The 16901-nt window shown below is 71.9% G+C and carries 17 protein-coding genes and 1 pseudogene; 17 read left to right on the top strand and 1 reads right to left on the bottom strand.

Annotated elements, in window-relative coordinates; all coding sequences use genetic code 11:
* Window positions 1–389: 389 nt before the first annotated feature.
* The gene (gene fusA, locus P3T27_RS12865) at window positions 390–2516 is read left to right on the top strand and encodes an elongation factor G (RefSeq protein WP_280677643.1); all 2127 of its coding nucleotides are present in this window, start codon (window positions 390–392) and stop codon (window positions 2514–2516) included.
* Between the two features lie 194 nt (window positions 2517–2710).
* Window positions 2711–3607: a neutral zinc metallopeptidase gene (locus P3T27_RS12860; protein ID WP_280677641.1), complete on the top strand. Its 897-nt coding sequence runs from the start codon at window positions 2711–2713 to the stop codon at window positions 3605–3607.
* A gap of 177 nt (window positions 3608–3784) precedes the next feature.
* Here the strand turns inward: P3T27_RS12860 and P3T27_RS12855 are convergent, their stop codons facing one another.
* Entirely contained in the window at window positions 3785–4234 is a 450-nt protein-coding gene (locus P3T27_RS12855; RefSeq protein WP_280677639.1) for an ATP-binding protein, read from the bottom strand.
* Between the two features lie 127 nt (window positions 4235–4361).
* On the opposite strand from P3T27_RS12855, the gene P3T27_RS12850 reads away from it, so the two are divergent.
* The 15 genes and pseudogenes from P3T27_RS12850 (at window position 4362) to P3T27_RS12780 (ending at window position 16724) form a co-directional block, all read left to right on the top strand.
* Window positions 4362–4817: a MarR family winged helix-turn-helix transcriptional regulator gene (locus P3T27_RS12850; protein WP_280677637.1), complete on the top strand. Its 456-nt coding sequence runs from the start codon at window positions 4362–4364 to the stop codon at window positions 4815–4817.
* Between the two features lie 133 nt (window positions 4818–4950).
* Complete coding sequence (locus P3T27_RS12845; protein WP_280677635.1) at window positions 4951–6189, top strand: cytochrome P450; 1239 nt, start codon at window positions 4951–4953, stop codon at window positions 6187–6189.
* A gap of 54 nt (window positions 6190–6243) precedes the next feature.
* Window positions 6244–6462 carry a ferredoxin gene (locus P3T27_RS12840; protein ID WP_280677633.1) on the top strand — a complete coding sequence of 73 codons (219 nt, stop codon included), beginning with the start codon at window positions 6244–6246 and terminating at the stop codon, window positions 6460–6462.
* Window positions 6459–7709 (top strand): FAD-dependent oxidoreductase, encoded by a 1251-nt coding sequence (locus P3T27_RS12835; RefSeq protein ID WP_280677631.1) that lies wholly within the window; start codon window positions 6459–6461, stop codon window positions 7707–7709. The genes P3T27_RS12840 and P3T27_RS12835 overlap by 4 nt, the downstream gene beginning before the upstream one ends.
* The gene (locus P3T27_RS12830; protein ID WP_280677629.1) at window positions 7706–8860 is read left to right on the top strand and encodes a Gfo/Idh/MocA family oxidoreductase; all 1155 of its coding nucleotides are present in this window, start codon (window positions 7706–7708) and stop codon (window positions 8858–8860) included. The genes P3T27_RS12835 and P3T27_RS12830 overlap by 4 nt, the downstream gene beginning before the upstream one ends.
* A 127-nt stretch (window positions 8861–8987) precedes the next feature.
* The gene (locus P3T27_RS12825; protein WP_280677627.1) at window positions 8988–9353 is read left to right on the top strand and encodes a hypothetical protein; all 366 of its coding nucleotides are present in this window, start codon (window positions 8988–8990) and stop codon (window positions 9351–9353) included.
* Between the two features lie 331 nt (window positions 9354–9684).
* Window positions 9685–10779, top strand: coding sequence for a substrate-binding domain-containing protein (locus P3T27_RS12820; RefSeq protein WP_280677625.1), 1095 nt, complete (start codon window positions 9685–9687; stop codon window positions 10777–10779).
* A gap of 55 nt (window positions 10780–10834) precedes the next feature.
* Window positions 10835–11620: an ATP-binding cassette domain-containing protein gene (locus tag P3T27_RS12815; RefSeq protein ID WP_280677624.1), complete on the top strand. Its 786-nt coding sequence runs from the start codon at window positions 10835–10837 to the stop codon at window positions 11618–11620.
* Window positions 11617–12900 carry a sugar ABC transporter permease gene (locus tag P3T27_RS12810; protein WP_280677622.1) on the top strand — a complete coding sequence of 428 codons (1284 nt, stop codon included), beginning with the start codon at window positions 11617–11619 and terminating at the stop codon, window positions 12898–12900. The genes P3T27_RS12815 and P3T27_RS12810 overlap by 4 nt, the downstream gene beginning before the upstream one ends.
* A gap of 254 nt (window positions 12901–13154) precedes the next feature.
* Complete coding sequence (locus P3T27_RS12805) at window positions 13155–13913, top strand: alpha/beta hydrolase (RefSeq protein WP_280677620.1); 759 nt, start codon at window positions 13155–13157, stop codon at window positions 13911–13913.
* Entirely contained in the window at window positions 13906–14364 is a 459-nt protein-coding gene (locus tag P3T27_RS12800; protein ID WP_280677618.1) for a MarR family transcriptional regulator, read from the top strand. Before P3T27_RS12805 ends, P3T27_RS12800 begins: the two co-directional genes overlap by 8 nt.
* Window positions 14365–14416: 52 nt before the next feature.
* Window positions 14417–14539 (top strand): hypothetical protein, encoded by a 123-nt coding sequence (locus tag P3T27_RS12795; RefSeq protein WP_348534089.1) that lies wholly within the window; start codon window positions 14417–14419, stop codon window positions 14537–14539.
* 44 nt (window positions 14540–14583) lie between these two features.
* Complete coding sequence (locus P3T27_RS12790; RefSeq protein ID WP_280677616.1) at window positions 14584–15465, top strand: S41 family peptidase; 882 nt, start codon at window positions 14584–14586, stop codon at window positions 15463–15465.
* Window positions 15466–15518: 53 nt separating this feature from the next.
* A pseudogene (locus tag P3T27_RS12785) lies at window positions 15519–15680 on the top strand (IS5/IS1182 family transposase); the annotation flags it as partial.
* A gap of 213 nt (window positions 15681–15893) precedes the next feature.
* Window positions 15894–16724 carry a DUF2785 domain-containing protein gene (locus tag P3T27_RS12780; protein WP_280677614.1) on the top strand — a complete coding sequence of 277 codons (831 nt, stop codon included), beginning with the start codon at window positions 15894–15896 and terminating at the stop codon, window positions 16722–16724.
* Window positions 16725–16901: the final 177 nt, after the last annotated feature.

Below are 16901 nucleotides of genomic sequence, written 5' to 3'. Positions count from 1 at the left end.
GCCGTCGCGTGACGGCCCCCGCCAGGGGCGGGCGCGGCACCGAAAACCCGGTGCCGCGCCCGCCCCGGCTTCCCTACACTCGCCACGCAGACGCGCGCCGCCGCCCCGAGGGCCCCGGCGCGCTCCCGTGACGACAAGGTGAGAGGGAGGGACCGGCCGTGCCGAAGCGCAGCGCCGCCGCCGTCTCTCCCACGTCGCGGTACGAGGTGATCCTGGTGTCCCCGGCCCTCCGGTGCCCGCTGCGCGGCCGGCACCGGGAGACCGCCGCGACCGTCTGACCGCAAGGCCCTGCCACAACGGCCTTCCGTGACGCCACATCTGACGATCCGTCGGCACCATCGCGCGCCCACCCCCCTTGACCCACGGGTCACTCCGAAAGGCACCGGGCCATGCGCACCATCAGCACCATCGCCGCCACCAACACCACCACCGCCACCATCGCCGCCGTCCGCAACCTCGGCATCCTCGCCCACGTCGACGCGGGCAAGACCACCGTCACCGAGCGGATCCTCTACCTGACCGGCACCACCCACAAACGCGGCGAGGTCCACGACGGCACCACCGTCACCGACTTCGACCCGCAGGAACGCGACCGCGGCATCACCATCTTCGCCGCCGCCGTCAGCTGCGCCTGGGACGGACACCGGATCAACCTCATCGACACCCCCGGCCACGTCGACTTCGCCGACGAGGTCGAACGCTCACTGCGCGTCCTGGACGGCGCCGTGGCGGTGTTCGACGCAGTGGCCGGCGTCGAACCGCAGAGCGAGTCGGTCTGGCGCCAGGCCGAACGGCACGGCGTGCCCAGGATCGCGTTCGTCAACAAACTCGACCGCGCCGGCGCCGACCTGGACACCGCACTCGCCTCTATCCGCGAGCGCCTGCACCCGCTCCCGCTGGCCGTCCAACTGCCGATCGGCGCCGAGGACGCCTTCACCGGCGTCGTCGACCTGCTCCACCTGCGCGCGCTCACCTGGCCGGACGGCCAGGCGGACATGCGGCAGGGCCCGGTGCCCGCGCACCTCGCCGACGAGGCGACAGCCCGGCGCCGCGCCCTGGAGGAGAACGTCGCCGAACTGCACCCCGGCGCCCTGGAGGAGTTCTGCTCCCGCGGAACGCTCAGCGCCGCCACCCTGGCCGCCGCCCTGCGCGACCTCACCCGCACCGGCGAGGCCGTCGTGGTGCTGTGCGGCTCCGCCTACCGCAACCGCGGCATCGAACCGCTCCTGGACGCCGTCGCCGCCTACCTGCCCTCCCCGCTGGACGTCCCACCCGTACGCGGCGCCCGCACCACCACCGACACCACCGAGGAACAGCGCGCCCCCGACCCCCAACAGCCCTTCACCGCCCTGGCGTTCAAGGTCAACGCCGCCCCCACCGGCCGCCTCACCTACCTGCGCATCTACGCCGGCACCCTGCACCGGGGGGACACCGTGCTGGACACCACCACCGGACGCACCGAACGCGTCGCCCGCATCCTGCGCGTGATGGCCGACCGCCACACCGAGACCGACCACGCCCTGGCCGGGGACATCGTCGCCGTGATCGGCCCCAAGGCCGCCCGCGTCGGCGCCACCCTGTGCACACCCACCCGCCCGATCCTCCTGGAGGCCCCCGTGAGCGCCGAACCGGTGGTCACCGTCGCCGTCGAGGCCCGCCACACCGCCGACACCGACAAACTCGCCACCGCCCTGGCCCGCCTGACCGAGGAGGACCCCTCGCTGCGCCTGCGCACCGACCCCGAGACCGGCCAGCGCACCCTCTCCGGCCTGGGCGAACTGCACCTGGAGGTCGCGGTGGAGAAGATCCGCCGCGACAACGGGATCGACGCCGTGGCCGGCCGCCCACAGGTCGCCCTGCGCGAGCGCCTGGTCGAGGGCGTGTCCGGCTTCGTCTACCGGCACGCCAAACAGGACGGCGGCGCCGGCCAGTTCGCCCACCTCGTCCTCGACGTCCAGCCCATCCAGCCCGTCCAGCCCGACCAATCAGCCCACCCCACCCGACACGACACCACCGAAGAGGACTTCGTGTTCACCTCCACCGTCACCGGCGGACGGGTCCCCCGCGAGTACGTGCACGCCGTCGAGGCCGGCTGCCGCGACGCCCTCGCCGAGGGCCCGCTCACCGGCCACCCCGTCACCGGAGTCGCCGTCACCCTCACCGACGGGGCGACCCACCCCAAGGACTCCTCCGAACTCGCCTTCCGCACCGCCGCCCGCCTGGCCCTGCGCGAGGCCCTGCGCACCGGACGGCTGCACCTGCTGGAACCGCTGGCCCAGGTGAACGCCACCGTCCCCGAGGACGCGCTCGGCACCGTACTCGGCGACCTCGCCGCCCGCCGCGGCCACGTCCAGGCCACCACGACGGCCGGCACCGGCACCGGCACGGCGCAGGTCACCGCGCTGGTACCGCTGGTCGAACTCTTCGGCTACGCCACCCGGCTGCGCAGCCGTACCCAGGGCCGCGGCACCTTCACCACCCGTCCGGCCGGCTACGCCCCCGCACCGACGGCGTGAGCACCGGCCCGCCCCCTGCCACCCCGGCAGGGGGCGGGCGTCCCGCAGTCCTGCGCAGGCCGACCGCCCCCGCCCTCAGGCCGACCGCCCCGCCCAGCTGCGCGGCGTCGTCGCCCGCTGCCCGTAGGCTGGGCGGGCCGTCACCGGCACAGACCGTCACCAGCACTGACGAACAAGACAGAACGGGCAGGGGCATGCAGTTCGACGACCAGGGCGACCTCGACACCTCGCAGGTGGACGACCGGCGCGGGATCCCGGGCGGGAAGGTCGCCATCGGCGGCGGGGCGGTGGGCCTGATCGCGGTGCTGTTCGCGGTCGTCCTGGGCGTGGACCCCCAGCTGCTGGGCCTGTCCTCCGGCGGCGGCGCCACCAGCTCGGGCGGCGCGCACACCGCCGGCGAGGTGCAGCAGGCCTGCAAGACCGGCGCGGACGCCAACAAGCGCCAGGACTGCCGGATCGTGGCGGTCACCAACAGCCTGCAGGACTTCTGGCGCACCGAGCTGCCGCGGCGCACCGGCATCGCCTACCGCAACGCCGAGACGGTGCTGTTCACCGGTCAGGTCTCCACCGCCTGCGGCCCGGCGACCTCCGCCGTCGGCCCGTTCTACTGCCCCGGCGACCGGAAGGCCTACTTCGACCTCGGCTTCTTCAACGAGCTGTCGGCCCGCTTCGGCGCCAAGGGCGGGCCCTTCGCCGAGTCCTACGTCGTCGCGCACGAGTACGGCCACCACATCCAGACCCTGACCGGCACCATGCAGAAGGTGGGCAACGACCGTCAGGGCGCCAACAGCGCCGCCGTGAAGCTGGAGCTGCAGGCCGACTGCTACGCCGGGGTGTGGGCGCACCACGCCACCACCACCCCGCAGCCCTCCACCGGCCGGCCGCTGATCGCCTCCCTCACCGACCAGGACATCGCCCAGGGCCTGGACGCGGCCGCGGCCGTCGGCGACGACCGGATCCAGAAGCAGGCCACCGGCCGGGTCAACCCGGAGAGCTGGACGCACGGTTCGGCCGAGCAGCGCAAGACCTGGTTCACCACCGGCTACCGCACCGGCGACCTCGCCCAGTGCGACACCTTCAGCAAGCTCTAGCCGAGTCTTTCCGAATACGGCCAGTGGCCAAAGGCGGTCAGTGAGCGGCTGACCGCCTGACCGGTCGACCCCTTTCGGCAGCCCGTTGCCCGGTGGGGGCAGGCCCGGGACGGCGGCCGGACGCGCGCGGGGCGCGGCCAGGCACCGGAGCAGGTCTCGCTCCTGACGTCGGTCGGGTCAGGCCGCGATGGCGACGTCGGCCCAGTGGATGGCGTGTCCGGGCTCCGCGCGGTCGCCGTGCGCGGCAGTGAGCTGGTCGATGATCTGCAGGCCGCGGCCGTGCTCGCCGCGGGTGCGGCTGGCTGCCCAGGCGCTCTCCGTGGCGGCAGGGCCTCCGTCGCGGACTTCGATGTGCACCCGCCGGGTGCCCGGGTCGCGGCTCAGTTCGAGGTGCAGTGGGGGCTGAGCGTGCTCGACGGCGTTGGTGACGAGTTCGGAGACGGTCAGCAGGACCGAGTCGGCCGCCTCGTCGGCGACCCGCCACTGTGCGAGGACCACTCGGGTGATCGTGCGGGCTGCTTTGGCGGCTTCCGGGCAGTGCGCCAGGGGCCAGGCGTGGCCCGGTGCCCGCGTGCGCCGCACGGCGGCCTGCCGCGGGGAGACGGTCGGGCCATAGGTGGAGGTCACGGTCATCACCTTCTTCCGGCACCGGGGTGGCGCCTTGGCTGTGACCAGAACCGTTAACGATCCACTTCCCACCTATATCACCCAGATATATAGACAGTCAATATAGATGAGTGATATAGGTGGAGGTATGGATGAGACACCCGAAGAGGGTCTCCAGGAGGTGGCGGCGGAGCTGAACGAGCTGGCCACCGGGCTGGTCAGGCATCTTCTGTCGGACCGGCAGGGCATGAGCCTGACCACCGCCGCGGCACTCGGCCGGCTGGAACGGGAAGGTCCGATCCGGCTGACCGCGCTGGCCGCGGCGGAAGGCATCGCCCAGCCGTCGATGACCGCACTGGTCCAGCGACTGGAAGGCCAGGGCCTGGCATCGCGGTCGACGGACCCCGCCGACGGGCGGGTCTGCCTTGTCGCCACCACGGATGCCGGGCGTGACCTGCTGGCCGAGCGCCACCGCGCGCAGCGAGCCCGGGTGGCCGCTCTGCTGGCCACGCTGCCCGAGCAGGACGTGCAGGCGCTGAGCGAGGCCATGCACACGGCCCTGCCCATCGTCCGGCGCATGCTCCGCGGCGCATCGGCTTCCTGACCCCGGAGACACGCTCCTCGGCGCCTCCTCCTGCAGACGGCAGGACCTGCTCCGCTGCCCCGTCGCGCCGCGCGCGCCGGGCCCCGATCCTGGCACCTGCCCTCCTGTCGGACTTCCGAAAGGGCGGAGAACCATGAGCACCATCTCGGCACCCGGCACCGACGTCCCGCCGGCGGAGACGCCGGACTACCCCATGACCCGGGCAGCCGGCTGCCCGTTCGACCCGCCGCCGGCCCTGCACACCCGGCAGACCGAAGCCCCGATCAGCCGGGTGCGCCTGTGGAACGGCACCACCCCGTGGCTGGTCACCCGCTACGAGGACGTGCGGGCCCTGCTGGCCGATCCACGGATCGGCTCGGACAGCACCCACCCGCACTACCCCCACCAGAGCCCGGCCGCGAAGGAACGCCGCAGGCAGTCGCGGACCTTCATCACCATGGACGATCCGGAACACGCCCGACTGCGCCGGATGGTCACCGCAGCCTTCTCCATCAAGCACGTCGAAGCGCTGCGGCCGGCCATCCAGAAGATCGTCGACGATCTGATCGACGCCATGCTCGCCGGCCCCAGGCCGGTGGACCTCGTCCAGGCGTTCGCGCTGCCCGTGCCGTCACTGGTGATCTGCGCGCTGCTCGGCGTCCCGTACGCCGACCACGACTTCTTCCAGACCAACAGCAGGATCCTGGTCAGGAGCACCACCACCCCGGAGCAGGCGCGGGCGGCTACTCAACTGCTGCTCGACTACCTGGACCGGCTGATCGGTGACAAGCTGACCCACCCGACCGACGACCTGCTCTCCACGCTGGCCGAGCGGGTCCGCGCCGGTGAGATCTCCCGGCACGAGGCGGCCAGCATGGGAATACTGCTGCTGATCGCCGGGCACGAGACGACGGCGAACATGATCGCGCTGGGCACCCTGGCCCTGCTGCGGCACCCGGACCAGCTGGCCCGGGTGAGCGCGAGCGACGATCCGAAGCCGATCGCCTCGGCGGTCGAGGAACTCCTGCGCTACCTGACCATCGTGCACAGCGGACGGCGCCGAGTGGCCCGGGAGGACATCGAGATCGGCGGGGTCACCATCCGCGCCGGCGAGGGCGTCGTCCTCGCCAACGACATCGGCAACCGCGACCCCGCCGCCTTCCCCGACCCCGACCGGCTCGACGTCGACCGCAACCCCCGCCACCACGTGGCCTTCGGCTTCGGCGTCCACCAGTGCCTGGGCCAGCCGCTGGCCCGGGTCGAACTGCAGGTCGTCTACAGCACCCTCTACCGCCGCATCCCCACCCTGCGGCTGGCGGTGGGCCTCGACCAGATCCCGTTCAAGCACGACGGGACCGTCTACGGCGTCTACGAACTGCCCGTCACCTGGTGACCGCGGCCACCTGCCAAGCAGAGGCCAAGTACCAAGCAGACAAGGAGAGTTCCGATGAAGGTCATCGTCGACCAGCACAAGTGCGTCGCCTCCGGCCAGTGCGTACTGACCGCACCCGAGGTGTTCGACCAGCGCGAGGAGGACGGCATCGTCGTCCTGCTCACCGAGACCCCGCCCGAGCACCTGACGGACGACGTCCGGCAGGCCGCCACCCTCTGCCCGGCCCAGGCGATCTGGCTGGCGGAACAGGAGAAGCAGGAGGGCGAACGGTGAAGCGGATCGCCATCGTCGGGGCCTCGGCCGCGGGCCTGACCGCCGCCGAGACCCTCCGCGGCCGCGGCTGGGACGGCCACCTCACCCTGATCGGCGACGAGCCCCGTCCGCCCTACGACCGGCCACCGCTGTCCAAGCAGATCCTGACGGGTGACCGGTCCGCCGAACGAGCCGTCCTGCGCTCCCCGCACGATCTCGCGCGCCTGGAGGCCGACCTGCGCCTCGGACAGCCCGCCACCGCCCTCGACGTCGCGCACCGCCGGGTGCACCTGGGCGCCGGCGAGACCATCCGCTTCGACGCCCTGATCATCGCCACCGGCGTGACCCCCCGCCGCCTGCCCGACAGCGACCTGGCGGGAGTCCACGTCCTCCGCACCCTCGACGACGCCCTCGCCCTGCGCGCCGCACTGCTCGCCGGGCCCCGGGTGATCGTGGTCGGTGCCGGCTTCCTCGGCACCGAAGTCGCCGCGGCAGCCCGGACCATGGGCCTGCCGGTGACCCTGGTCGAACCGGAACCGGTCCCGGTGCGCCACCCCTTCGGCGACCGCATCGGCGCGCTCGTCGCCGACCTGCACCGCGTCCACGGCACCCGCCTGCGCTGCGGGACCCCGGTGCGCCGACTGCGCAGCACCGGCGGCCAGGTGACCGGAGTGGAACTCGGCGACGGCACCACGCTACCGGCCGATGTCGTCGTCATGGCCGTCGGCTCCGCACCCGCGACCGGCTGGCTGACCGGCTCGGGCCTGAGCCTCGCGGACGGAGTGGTGTGCGACGCGTGGTGCCGGGCCGCACCCGGCATCTACGCCGCCGGCGACGTCGCCTCCTGGCACAACACCCACTTCGCCACCCGCATGCGGCTCGAACACCGGACGAACGCCACCGAACAGGCCGTCGCGGCAGCCGGCAACCTGCTCGGCGACGCCATCCCGTTCGCCCCCGTTCCCTACTTCTGGACCGACCAGTACGACACCAGGATCCAGGCGTACGGCATCTTCCCACCCGACGCGGACCTGCGCGTCATCTCCGGCGACCCGTCCAACGGCCGCTTCACCGCCGCCTACGGCCACCAGGGAGTGGTGACCGGCGTACTCGGCTGGAACGCCCCCCGCGAACTGCGCACGCTGCGCCGACTGGTCGTCGAGCGCGCGCTCTGGACCACCGTCACGAACACCGGGCCGTGTCCTCCACTCGCCGGTGATCGTTGCCGGGAGAACATACGACCTCGAACACTTGGGGTGTACTCATGACATCCGCTTCCCCTCGTCAGCGACCGATTCGCGTCGGCGTCGTGGGCCTGAGCGCGCGCGGCGGGTGGGCGGCCACCGCCCATGTGCCGGCACTGACCGGGCTCGACGGATACGAGCTGCGGGCCCTCAGCGCCAGCAGCGCCGCATCGGCGCGCGCGGCCGGCGAGAAGTACGCGGTACCGCTGACCTTCAGCAGCGCGGAAGAGCTGGCCCGCAGCGAGGAAGTCGACCTCGTGGTCGTGACGGTGAAGGTGCCGCACCACCTCGAACTCATCCGACCCGCGCTCGAGGCGGGAAAGACGGTGTTCAGCGAGTGGCCGCTCGGTGCCGACCTCGCGCAGGCCGAGGAACTGGCCGACCTCGCGCACCGCAGGGGACTGCTGACGGCCGTCGGCCTGCAGGCCCGGTCGGCTCCACCGCTGCGGTACCTGCGCGACCTGGTCGCCGAAGGCTACGTGGGGCGGGTGCTGTCGACCAGCATGCTCGGCTGGGGCGGGCCCTGGGGCGCCACCTACGACGACGACCACGCGTACGTGCTGGACGTCACGAGCGGCGCCACCCTGCTGTCGATCCCCTTCGGACACTCGGTCGACGCGCTGACCATGGTGCTCGGCGAGTTCCGCGAGGCATCGGCGCACATCGAGAACCTGCGCCCCGAGGTCACCCACGTCACCAGCGGGGCGGTCGCGGCCAAGAGCACCGAGGACCAGATCGCCGTGACCGGTCTGCTCGAATCGGGGGCCGTGGCCACGATGCACTTCCGCGGCGGCACATCCCGCGCCACCGGGTTCCACTGGGAGATCAACGGCACCCAGGGCGATCTCGTCGTGAAGGCCGACCACGACCTGTGGTGGATGGGGCGGCTGCGCCTGTCCGGCGCCCGGGGCGACGACGGCGGCTTGACCGAACTCCCGGTCCCCGCCCGCTACCAGCGGTCGCTGACACACTGGACCGAGCGAGCCGCCGAGCCCGCCTACAACGTCGCCCACGAGTACGCGCTGCTGCGCGAGCAGATCACCGGGAGCCTCGCGCCGGGCGCGGACGGCGTTCCCGACTTCCGGCACGCCGTCCGGCGGCACCGCATGCTGGAACAGATCCGAGAGGCGGCACGGACGGGCCGGAGGACCACGCTCGCACCCTGGGGCCCGTAAGCCCCTTGCAGCGCGGCGGCGCGCCCCTGTCAGATGTCAGGGACCGCCGCCACGGCCGCCTTCCTAGGCTGCTGAGCACGGGCCGGACCGCACGTCAGGCCGCTCACCAGCCAAGGGAGAACCACCCATGCGCAGGATCACCCACGCCGTCGCCGCCCTCGCCCTCGCGACCGCGGCCCTGACCGCCCTGGGCACCGGCAGCGCCGGCGCCGCCGACGGCTCCTGGGCGGGCTGCCCGTCCGGCGCCGTCTGCGTCTACCCGCAGAACCAGAACCCGGCCTCCAGCCCCAGCGACGTGTACTGGAGCTACGGCGCGCACAACCTGAGCAACCAGAACGGCAACCACTGGGTCCTCAACAACCAGAGCGGCGGCGCGCACGCCCACCTGTGCCGGGGCTCGGGCGGCAGCGACTGCGTCTACGACATCGCGGCGCAGAACGGCGTCTGGTACGACCTGGGCCCGATCAACTCGATCACCCTCGACCGCCCCTGACCCACCGACACCACCTGTACCACCGGCACCACCACCTGCACCACCACCGCACAGGGGGCGCCCGCCGCACGGGGGACCGGCGGGCGCCCCCGCCGTCCTGACGCTCCATCATGCTGATCGACTCTTGAACGGCGGGCCCCGCTACGGGTTCCGCCGTTCCGTCATTTGGAGCTTCCTCCAGGTTTCAACTCCCCATCAGTGTTCATGAAGATAACGAGTCGAGGCGCATTTCCCGGAGTCTGACTTTACTTATTGACGTCATGTACGCGTTCAGGTTTAACTCCCCCCACCCCGCCGCAGAGCCGCGGCGACGTCAGGGAGAGGCACCCCTATGAACGCAGCACTGCGTCGCGTCCTCATCGCCACCACCGGCATCTCACTGGCCCTGTCCATGGCCGCCTGCGGCAAGGCGGGCGGCGACAAGAAGGACGCGGCCGCCTCCGGAGACGGCAAGTCCATCGGGCTGCTCCTACCCGAGAACGCCTCCTCCACCCGCTACGAGTCCTTCGACCGCCCCTTCATCGAGGCCAAGGTCGCCGCCCTGTGTGCGGACTGCAAGGTCCTCTACAACAACGCCGAGGCCAGCGCCGCCAAGCAGAAGCAGCAGTTCGACACCCTCCTCGCCCAGGGCGTGAAGGTGATCATCCTGGACCCCTACAACGCCAAGTCCACCCAGGGCTGGGTCCAGGAGGCCGCCGCCAAGGGCGTCAAGGTCGTCTCCTACGACCGCCTGGCCACCGGACCGGTCGCCGCCTACGTCTCCTTCGACAACGAGAAGGTCGGCGAACTCCAGGGCCAGGCCCTCGTCGACGCCCTCGGTCCGCGGGCCTCCGACGCCAACGTCGTCATGATCAACGGCGACGAGGCCGACCCCAACGCCGCCGACTTCAAGACCGGCGCCCACAAGATCCTCGACACCAAGGTCAAGAAGATCGTCTACGAGCAGTCCGGCCAGTGGGACGCCACCGTCGCCGGGCAGAAGATCGGCGCCGCCGTCACCGAGCTCGGCAAGAACGGCTTCCAGGCCGTCTACTCCGCCAACGACGGCATGGCCGGCGCCATCATCACCCAGCTCCAGGGCGCCGGTATCAAGGTGCCCGTCGGCGGCCAGGACGCCGGCCTCGACGCGATCCAGCGCATCGTCAACGGCGACCAGGCCTTCACCATCTACAAGGCCTACCGCCCGCTGGCCGACAGCGCCGCCGAACTGGCCGTCGACCTCCTGAAGGGCAAGGACGTCAAGACCGTCGCCACCGCCACCGTCGACAGCGCCACCGACAAGGGCATCCCCGCCAAGTTCCTGGACGCCAAGGTCGTCACCAAGGCCAACATCGCCTCCACCGTCGTCGCCGACGGCCTCTACAAGGTCTCCGACATCTGCACCGCCGACTACGCCGCCGCCTGCGCCGCCGCCGGCCTCAAGTAGCCGTCCGCAGGCAGCCCGCCCGGGTCCAAGTCCACCACCGCAGAAGAAGGTTCACGTGACAGGCGCACCCGTCCTCCAGCTGCGCTCGGTCTCCAAGCGCTTCGGTGCCGTCCAGGCCCTCACCGACGTCGACCTCGACGTCCACCCCGGCGAAGTCCTCGCCCTCGTCGGCGACAACGGCGCCGGCAAGTCCACCCTCGTCAAGACCATCGCCGGCGTCCACCCCGTCGACGAGGGCACCATCACCTGGCACGGCCGGCCCGTGCGCCTGACCCGCCCGCAGGACGCCCAGGCCCTCGGCATCGCGACCGTCTACCAGGACCTCGCCCTGTGCGACAACCTCGACGTCATCGCCAACCTCTTCCTCGGCCGCGAGAAACGCCGCCGCGGGCTCCTGGACGAGGTCGCCATGGAGCAGCGCGCCCGCGAACTCCTGAACACCCTCGCCATCCGCATCCCCGACGTGCGCACCCCCGTCGCGGCGCTCTCCGGCGGCCAGCGCCAGGTCGTCGCCATCGCCCGCGCCCTGGTCGGCGAGCCCGCCCTCGTCATCCTGGACGAGCCCACCGCCGCCCTCGGCGTCGAACAGACCGCCCAGGTCCTCGACCTCGTCGAGCGCCTACGCGAACGGGGCCTGGGCGTCATCCTCGTCAGCCACAACATGGCCGACGTGCGCGCCGTCGCCGACACCGTCGCCGTCCTGCGCCTGGGCCGCAACAACGGCGTCTTCCCCGTCGCCGGCACCACCCAGGAGCAGATCGTCTCCGCCATCACCGGAGCCACCGACAACGCCCACGCCCGGCGCCAGGCCCGTCACACCGAGGAGGAGGACGCCGCATGACCACCCCCAGCACCCCCGCCGACACCCCCGCGGCCCCCGGCGCCGACCCGGTGGCCCCCGGGGCCGACCCCCGCCTGCACACCCGGGCCGCCGGGCCCGCCGGCTACCTGGACGCCGCCCGCCGCCGCCTGGCCGCCGGCGAACTCGGCTCCCTGCCCGTCGTCGTCGGCCTCATCCTGATCGCCGTCATCTTCCAGTCCGTCACCGGTCACTTCCTCCAGGCCGACAACCTCACCAACATCACCCGCTTCATCGCCGGCCCCGGCCTCATCGCCGTCGGCGTCGTCTTCGTCCTCATCCTCGGCGAGATTGACCTCTCCCTCGGTTCGGTGGCCGGCGCCAGCGCCGCGCTCGCCGCCGTCCTCGCCGTGCGCCAGGGCGTCAACGAATGGATCGCGGTCCTCGCCGCGCTGGCCGCCGCCACCGTCATGGGCCTGCTGCACGGCCTCTTCTTCGCCCGCGTCGGTGTGCCCGCCTTCGTCGTCACCCTCGCCGGCATGCTCACCTGGAGCGGCCTGCAGGAGTACGTCCTCGGCGACCTCGGCACCGTCAACAACCGCCACGGCGGCCTCATCGCCACCCTGGACACCACCTTCCTCGGCGACGGCGACATCGCCTACGCCTGGGCCCTGGCCGTCCTCGCCCCCGCCCTCTACCTGCTCGCCCACCTGCGCACCGCCCGCCGCCGCACCGCCGCCGGCCTCACCGCCCGCCCCACCGCCGACACCGCCATCCGCACCGGCGCCCTGGCCGTGCTCACCCTCGCCACCGCCTACGCCCTCAACCAGGACCGCGGCCTGCCGCTGCCCCTGGTCGTGCTGGTGGGCGTCGTCGTCCTCACCGACTTCGTCCTGCGCCGCACCCCCTACGGGCGGCAGATCTTCGCGGTGGGCGGCGGCGTGGAGGCGGCCCGGCGTGCCGGCGTCAACGTGGCCCGGGTGCGGATCTCCGTCTTCATGCTGTCCGCGTTCCTGGCCGGCCTGGGCGGGCTGTTCTACGCCTCCCAGCAGGGCTCCGCCGACAAGCAACTGGGCGGCGGCAACGTCCTGATGAACGCCATCGCCGCCGCCGTCATCGGCGGCACCAGCCTCTTCGGCGGCCGCGGCAAGACCTGGTCGGCCCTGCTGGGCATCCTGGTCATCCAGTCCATCACCACCGGCCTGGACATGGTCCACGCCGCCCAGGCCATCCAGTACATGATCACCGGCGCGGTCCTGCTCGCCGCCGTCGTCCTGGACTCCCTCTCCCGCCGTACCCGTACCGCCGGCGGCCGCACCTAGGAAAGTCCGAAAGGCCTGGCCCGCGCCCCCGCAGCACCGCGGGGGCGCGGGGGCGCGGGGGCGCGGGCCAGGGAACACGGGGGTCATCCCGCCAGCGAACCCGCTGCCGGCCACTCCACGTCATTGGCCCGGGACTCCAGACCTCCCCTTCGGCCGGCGACACCGAGCCGAGAGGTGGACGAGCGCATGGGGCGGATCTCCGTGTGACCCGGGTAACACATTACACGACACATGTGTCGTGTAATGTGTCCGATATGAGCACTATCGAGAAGGTTCCGACCCTCGTCTTCATCCCCTGCTTCTCCGGCGCCCCGTGGAGCGCCGAGCAGCTCGCCCCCTACGGGGAGCTGCCCAGGCGCACGCTGCGCTTGCCCGAGGGCGTGAACGACATCGAGCGCTACGCCGACTTCGTCGAGAACGCGGTCGCGGACCTCGACGACTACGTGCTGGTCGGCGACTCGTTCGGTGCGAACATCGCGCTCGCGCTGGCCACCCGCCGCCCGCAGGGCCTGCGCGCCCTGGTCGTGTCCGGCGGATTCGCGGCCAATCCGGTCGACTCGAAGCCGTGGAAGGCGCTGGCGCAGGTGATGGGCAAGGCCCGCGGCCCGTTCTACCGGCAGTTGACGCTGCGAGCTCACGCCCACCGCCTCGCCTCCCCGTTCGACGGCGAGGGGCAGGTGCCCTGGAGCGAGGCGCGCAGCCGCGAAGTGTTCCTCGCCAACACCCCGGCCGCCTCCTTCGGCGCGCGCGTGCAGGCCGTCCTCACCGCCGACTACGTCGAGGTGCTCGGCCAGGTCCAGGTCCCGACCCTGATCCTGACGCCCTCGCACGACGTCCTGATCGGAGAGAACGCCTCCAAGATCATGCTCGCGGGCATCCCCGACGCCCGGGAGGTGGTGCTGCCGCGCACCGGCCACATGTTCCGCTTCTCCCACCCGGCGACCTACGCCACCGCGGTCAAGGACTTCCTCACCGCTGGCCTGCCGACCACCCGGCAGGCCGCCGGTGCGTAAGGCCGAACACCTCCGCTTCGCGATCCTGGCAGCCCAGCGCGAAGGCAACCGGCTGCTGATCCAGGCGCTCAAACCCCACGGCATCACCCCGTCGCAGGCCGAGGTGCTGCGCCTGCTCCAGCAGCACGGCACCTTGAGCCTCAACGGGCTCGGACAGCTCCTGGTGTGCGAAAGCGGCACCAGCCCCAGCCGGCTGGTCGAACGCGCCGTCATGGCCGGGCTGGTCGAGCGCCGCACCGACGCCGAAGACCGCCGTTACCTCCAACTCAGCCTCACCCCCGAGGGCGAACGCCTGGCCACCGCGGTCGCCAGGATCGAAGAGGACCTCTACGCCTCGATCGACGCCGCCTCCGCCGGCCTGGACACTGACGCCGTCCTCGAGTTCCTCCACAGATTCATCGACACCCTGCCTTCGGGCGAGGCCCTCAACAAACGCCTCAACCTCGACTGACGCCACGCACCGCACGGGACCCAACGGCAGCGCGCCAAGGGAAGGAGCGACCGTGCGCCAGGTGGCGAAGCTGTCGTCGTACGAGCCGTGGATGACCGGGACGTTCGTCTGCTCCGAGGCGTTCTGGGCGAACGACCGCGTAGGACTGCGCGACCCCGGCGCCACCCAGTGCTGAGAAACCGCTGGGCATCGGTTCGGCCTTGACCTACGATCGCGCGAATGATCACTCATGGAGCGATACTCGACACCGCCCTCGCCCGGATCACCGCTGGTTACGTGTTCCCCGAGAAGACGGCGGCCATTGAAGCGGCGATCCGGAACCGGCTGGCGGAAGGCGCTTATGCGGGCCTGGACGAGCGGGGACTGTGCGAGCGGGTCACGGAGGACCTGCAGGGGGTGTGTCCGGACAAGCACCTGCGGCTGCTGTGGAGCGAGGAGCCGCAGTCGATGGACGAGGAGCCGGAGGACGTCGCCCGGGCCCGGTTCGAGCGGTACGCCCGGGAGAAGAACTACGGCATCCGGCGGGCAGAGCAGCTCGACGGCAACATCGGCTACCTCGACCTGCGCATGATTCCCCCGGCCGGGATGGGCGGTCCCGCGATCGCCGCCGCGATGCAACTGGTCGCTCCCACCGAGGCGTTGGTCATCGACCTGCGGCAGTGCAGCGGCGGTTCACCGGAGGGCGTGCAGCTGTGGTGCAGCTACTTCTTCGCTGACGACGAGGTGCACCTCAACGACATCTACGACCGGGCTACCGACTCCACCCGCCAGTACTGGACCCTCGGGCACCTCGCCTCGCCGCGCTATTCGGACCGGCCGGTGGCGGTGCTGACCAGCGACTTCACGTTCTCCGGCGGGGAGGAGCTGGCGTACAACCTGAAGGTGCTCAAGCGTGCGACGCTGGTCGGGCAGACGACGCGCGGTGGCGCCCACCCGACGGCCCGTATTCCTGTTGCGCCGCATGTGACGGTGACCGTGCCGGCGGCCCGCTCGATCAACCCGGTCACCGGCACCAACTGGGAGGGCGTTGGCGTAGAGCCGGACGTGGCGGTTGCCGCCGAGGACGCGCTGGAGAAGGCACTGGAACACCTTCGCGCGTAGTTGAGTCCCCCGGCTGCTCCGTCCTGAGCAGCCGGGGGACTGGCTATGGCCCCGGCCGACCGCGTGTCCGTCCACTGCGAGTGCGAGGCGATAAGGCTTATTCCTCCCGCGCCAACCGGGCCTACCTGCGAAAGCGGGGAATCCGCTGCACGATCCCGGAGCCTGCCGACCAGGCCGCCAACCGCAAGCGGCGCGGGAAGACAGGTGGTTCGCCTCGGTGGCCGTCACGGTGTGCGGGGCGCGAACTCCCGCAGCCGACGGTCAGATGCGGTCAACGTGGTTCCATGCGTGGTCATGGGGCGAGCGTGGTGAGGCGTACTGACAGGCGGCCCCCATTGGGCTCGGGCCGCCTGCTCGGGCCGCCTGCTCGCCCCGCATCCGTCCGATAATCGGTTGCCTTGCCGGGGACCCTCCCCGAAGGTGAGGCAGTGATCAAGACCGACGACAGGCCGCCGATCGACGCGGCCCGCTGGCTGTACCTCTACGAGAACGACTGCCCCGCCCCGGCGGCGGCCGAACTGTCGGCCCTCGCCACCGAACTGGCCGAGGCCCTCCGCCACCCCGACCCGGATATCCGCGACGGCGCTCCCTACGTGGTGCTGCGGACGTGGATCCAGCGGGACGTCATCGACAAGCCGCTGCGCGCCCAGCTGGGTACCGTGATGGCCGACCGGTTCGACGACCCCGAGATCCAGGCGCGCACCTTCGCCCCGCTCGTGCTCGGCATGATCGTCGGTCGCGGCGACTTCGACCCAGCATGGCTCGCCGCCTTCCGACGCTGGTTCCCGGCCGAGGCGGACCTGCGCGGGTACGACCCCAAGCTCGGCTGGCTCCACGCCGTCGCGCACGGCGCTGACCTGCTGGGCGCCTTCGGGCTCCATCCGGAGGTCGACCCGAAGGAGATGCTCGCGCTGGCGGCGGAGCGGCTCGTGGTTCCGACCGACGAGCTCTTCGCCCAACAGGAGGACGACCGGCTCGCCCAGGGCGTCGCCCGCACGCTCACCCGGCCGGAACTGTCCGAGGCCGAGGCCGTCGGCTGGCTGGACGCGATCGAGACAGACTTCGCCGCCGGCCGGCGCGGCGCCCCCACCGTGGCCGCGCACACCTCCAACGCCATGCGCACGCTGCGGATGCTGTACCTCCTCGCCGACACCGGGGTCCGGATCGACGGCGCCCCCGCCCCCGGGCGCCCGCCGCACGCGGAGGCGCTGAAGCGGCGTCTGACGGAGGTGCTGGCCCTGACCTTCCAGGGGGCGTGACGGGCGGGTGTCACCGCGTGGTGAGGTACGTCTCCCGGGGGCGCGTCTCACCGGCAGGCGCCCGACGGCCAACCAGACAGGTCAACGAGTTCCCAAACACGCCCTGGCCGCCGTCATGTTGCCCCAGGACTTCGCGGCCGTCCTGTGTGAGGCCGTCGAGTGCGGGGAAGCCCTCGC

The sequence above is a fragment of the Kitasatospora sp. MAA19 genome (assembly GCF_029894125.1).
Lineage (GTDB): Bacteria > Actinomycetota > Actinomycetes > Streptomycetales > Streptomycetaceae > Kitasatospora.
The sequence above is the reverse complement of the archived record's forward strand: the minus strand, read 5'-3'. Positions and strand labels throughout refer to the sequence as shown.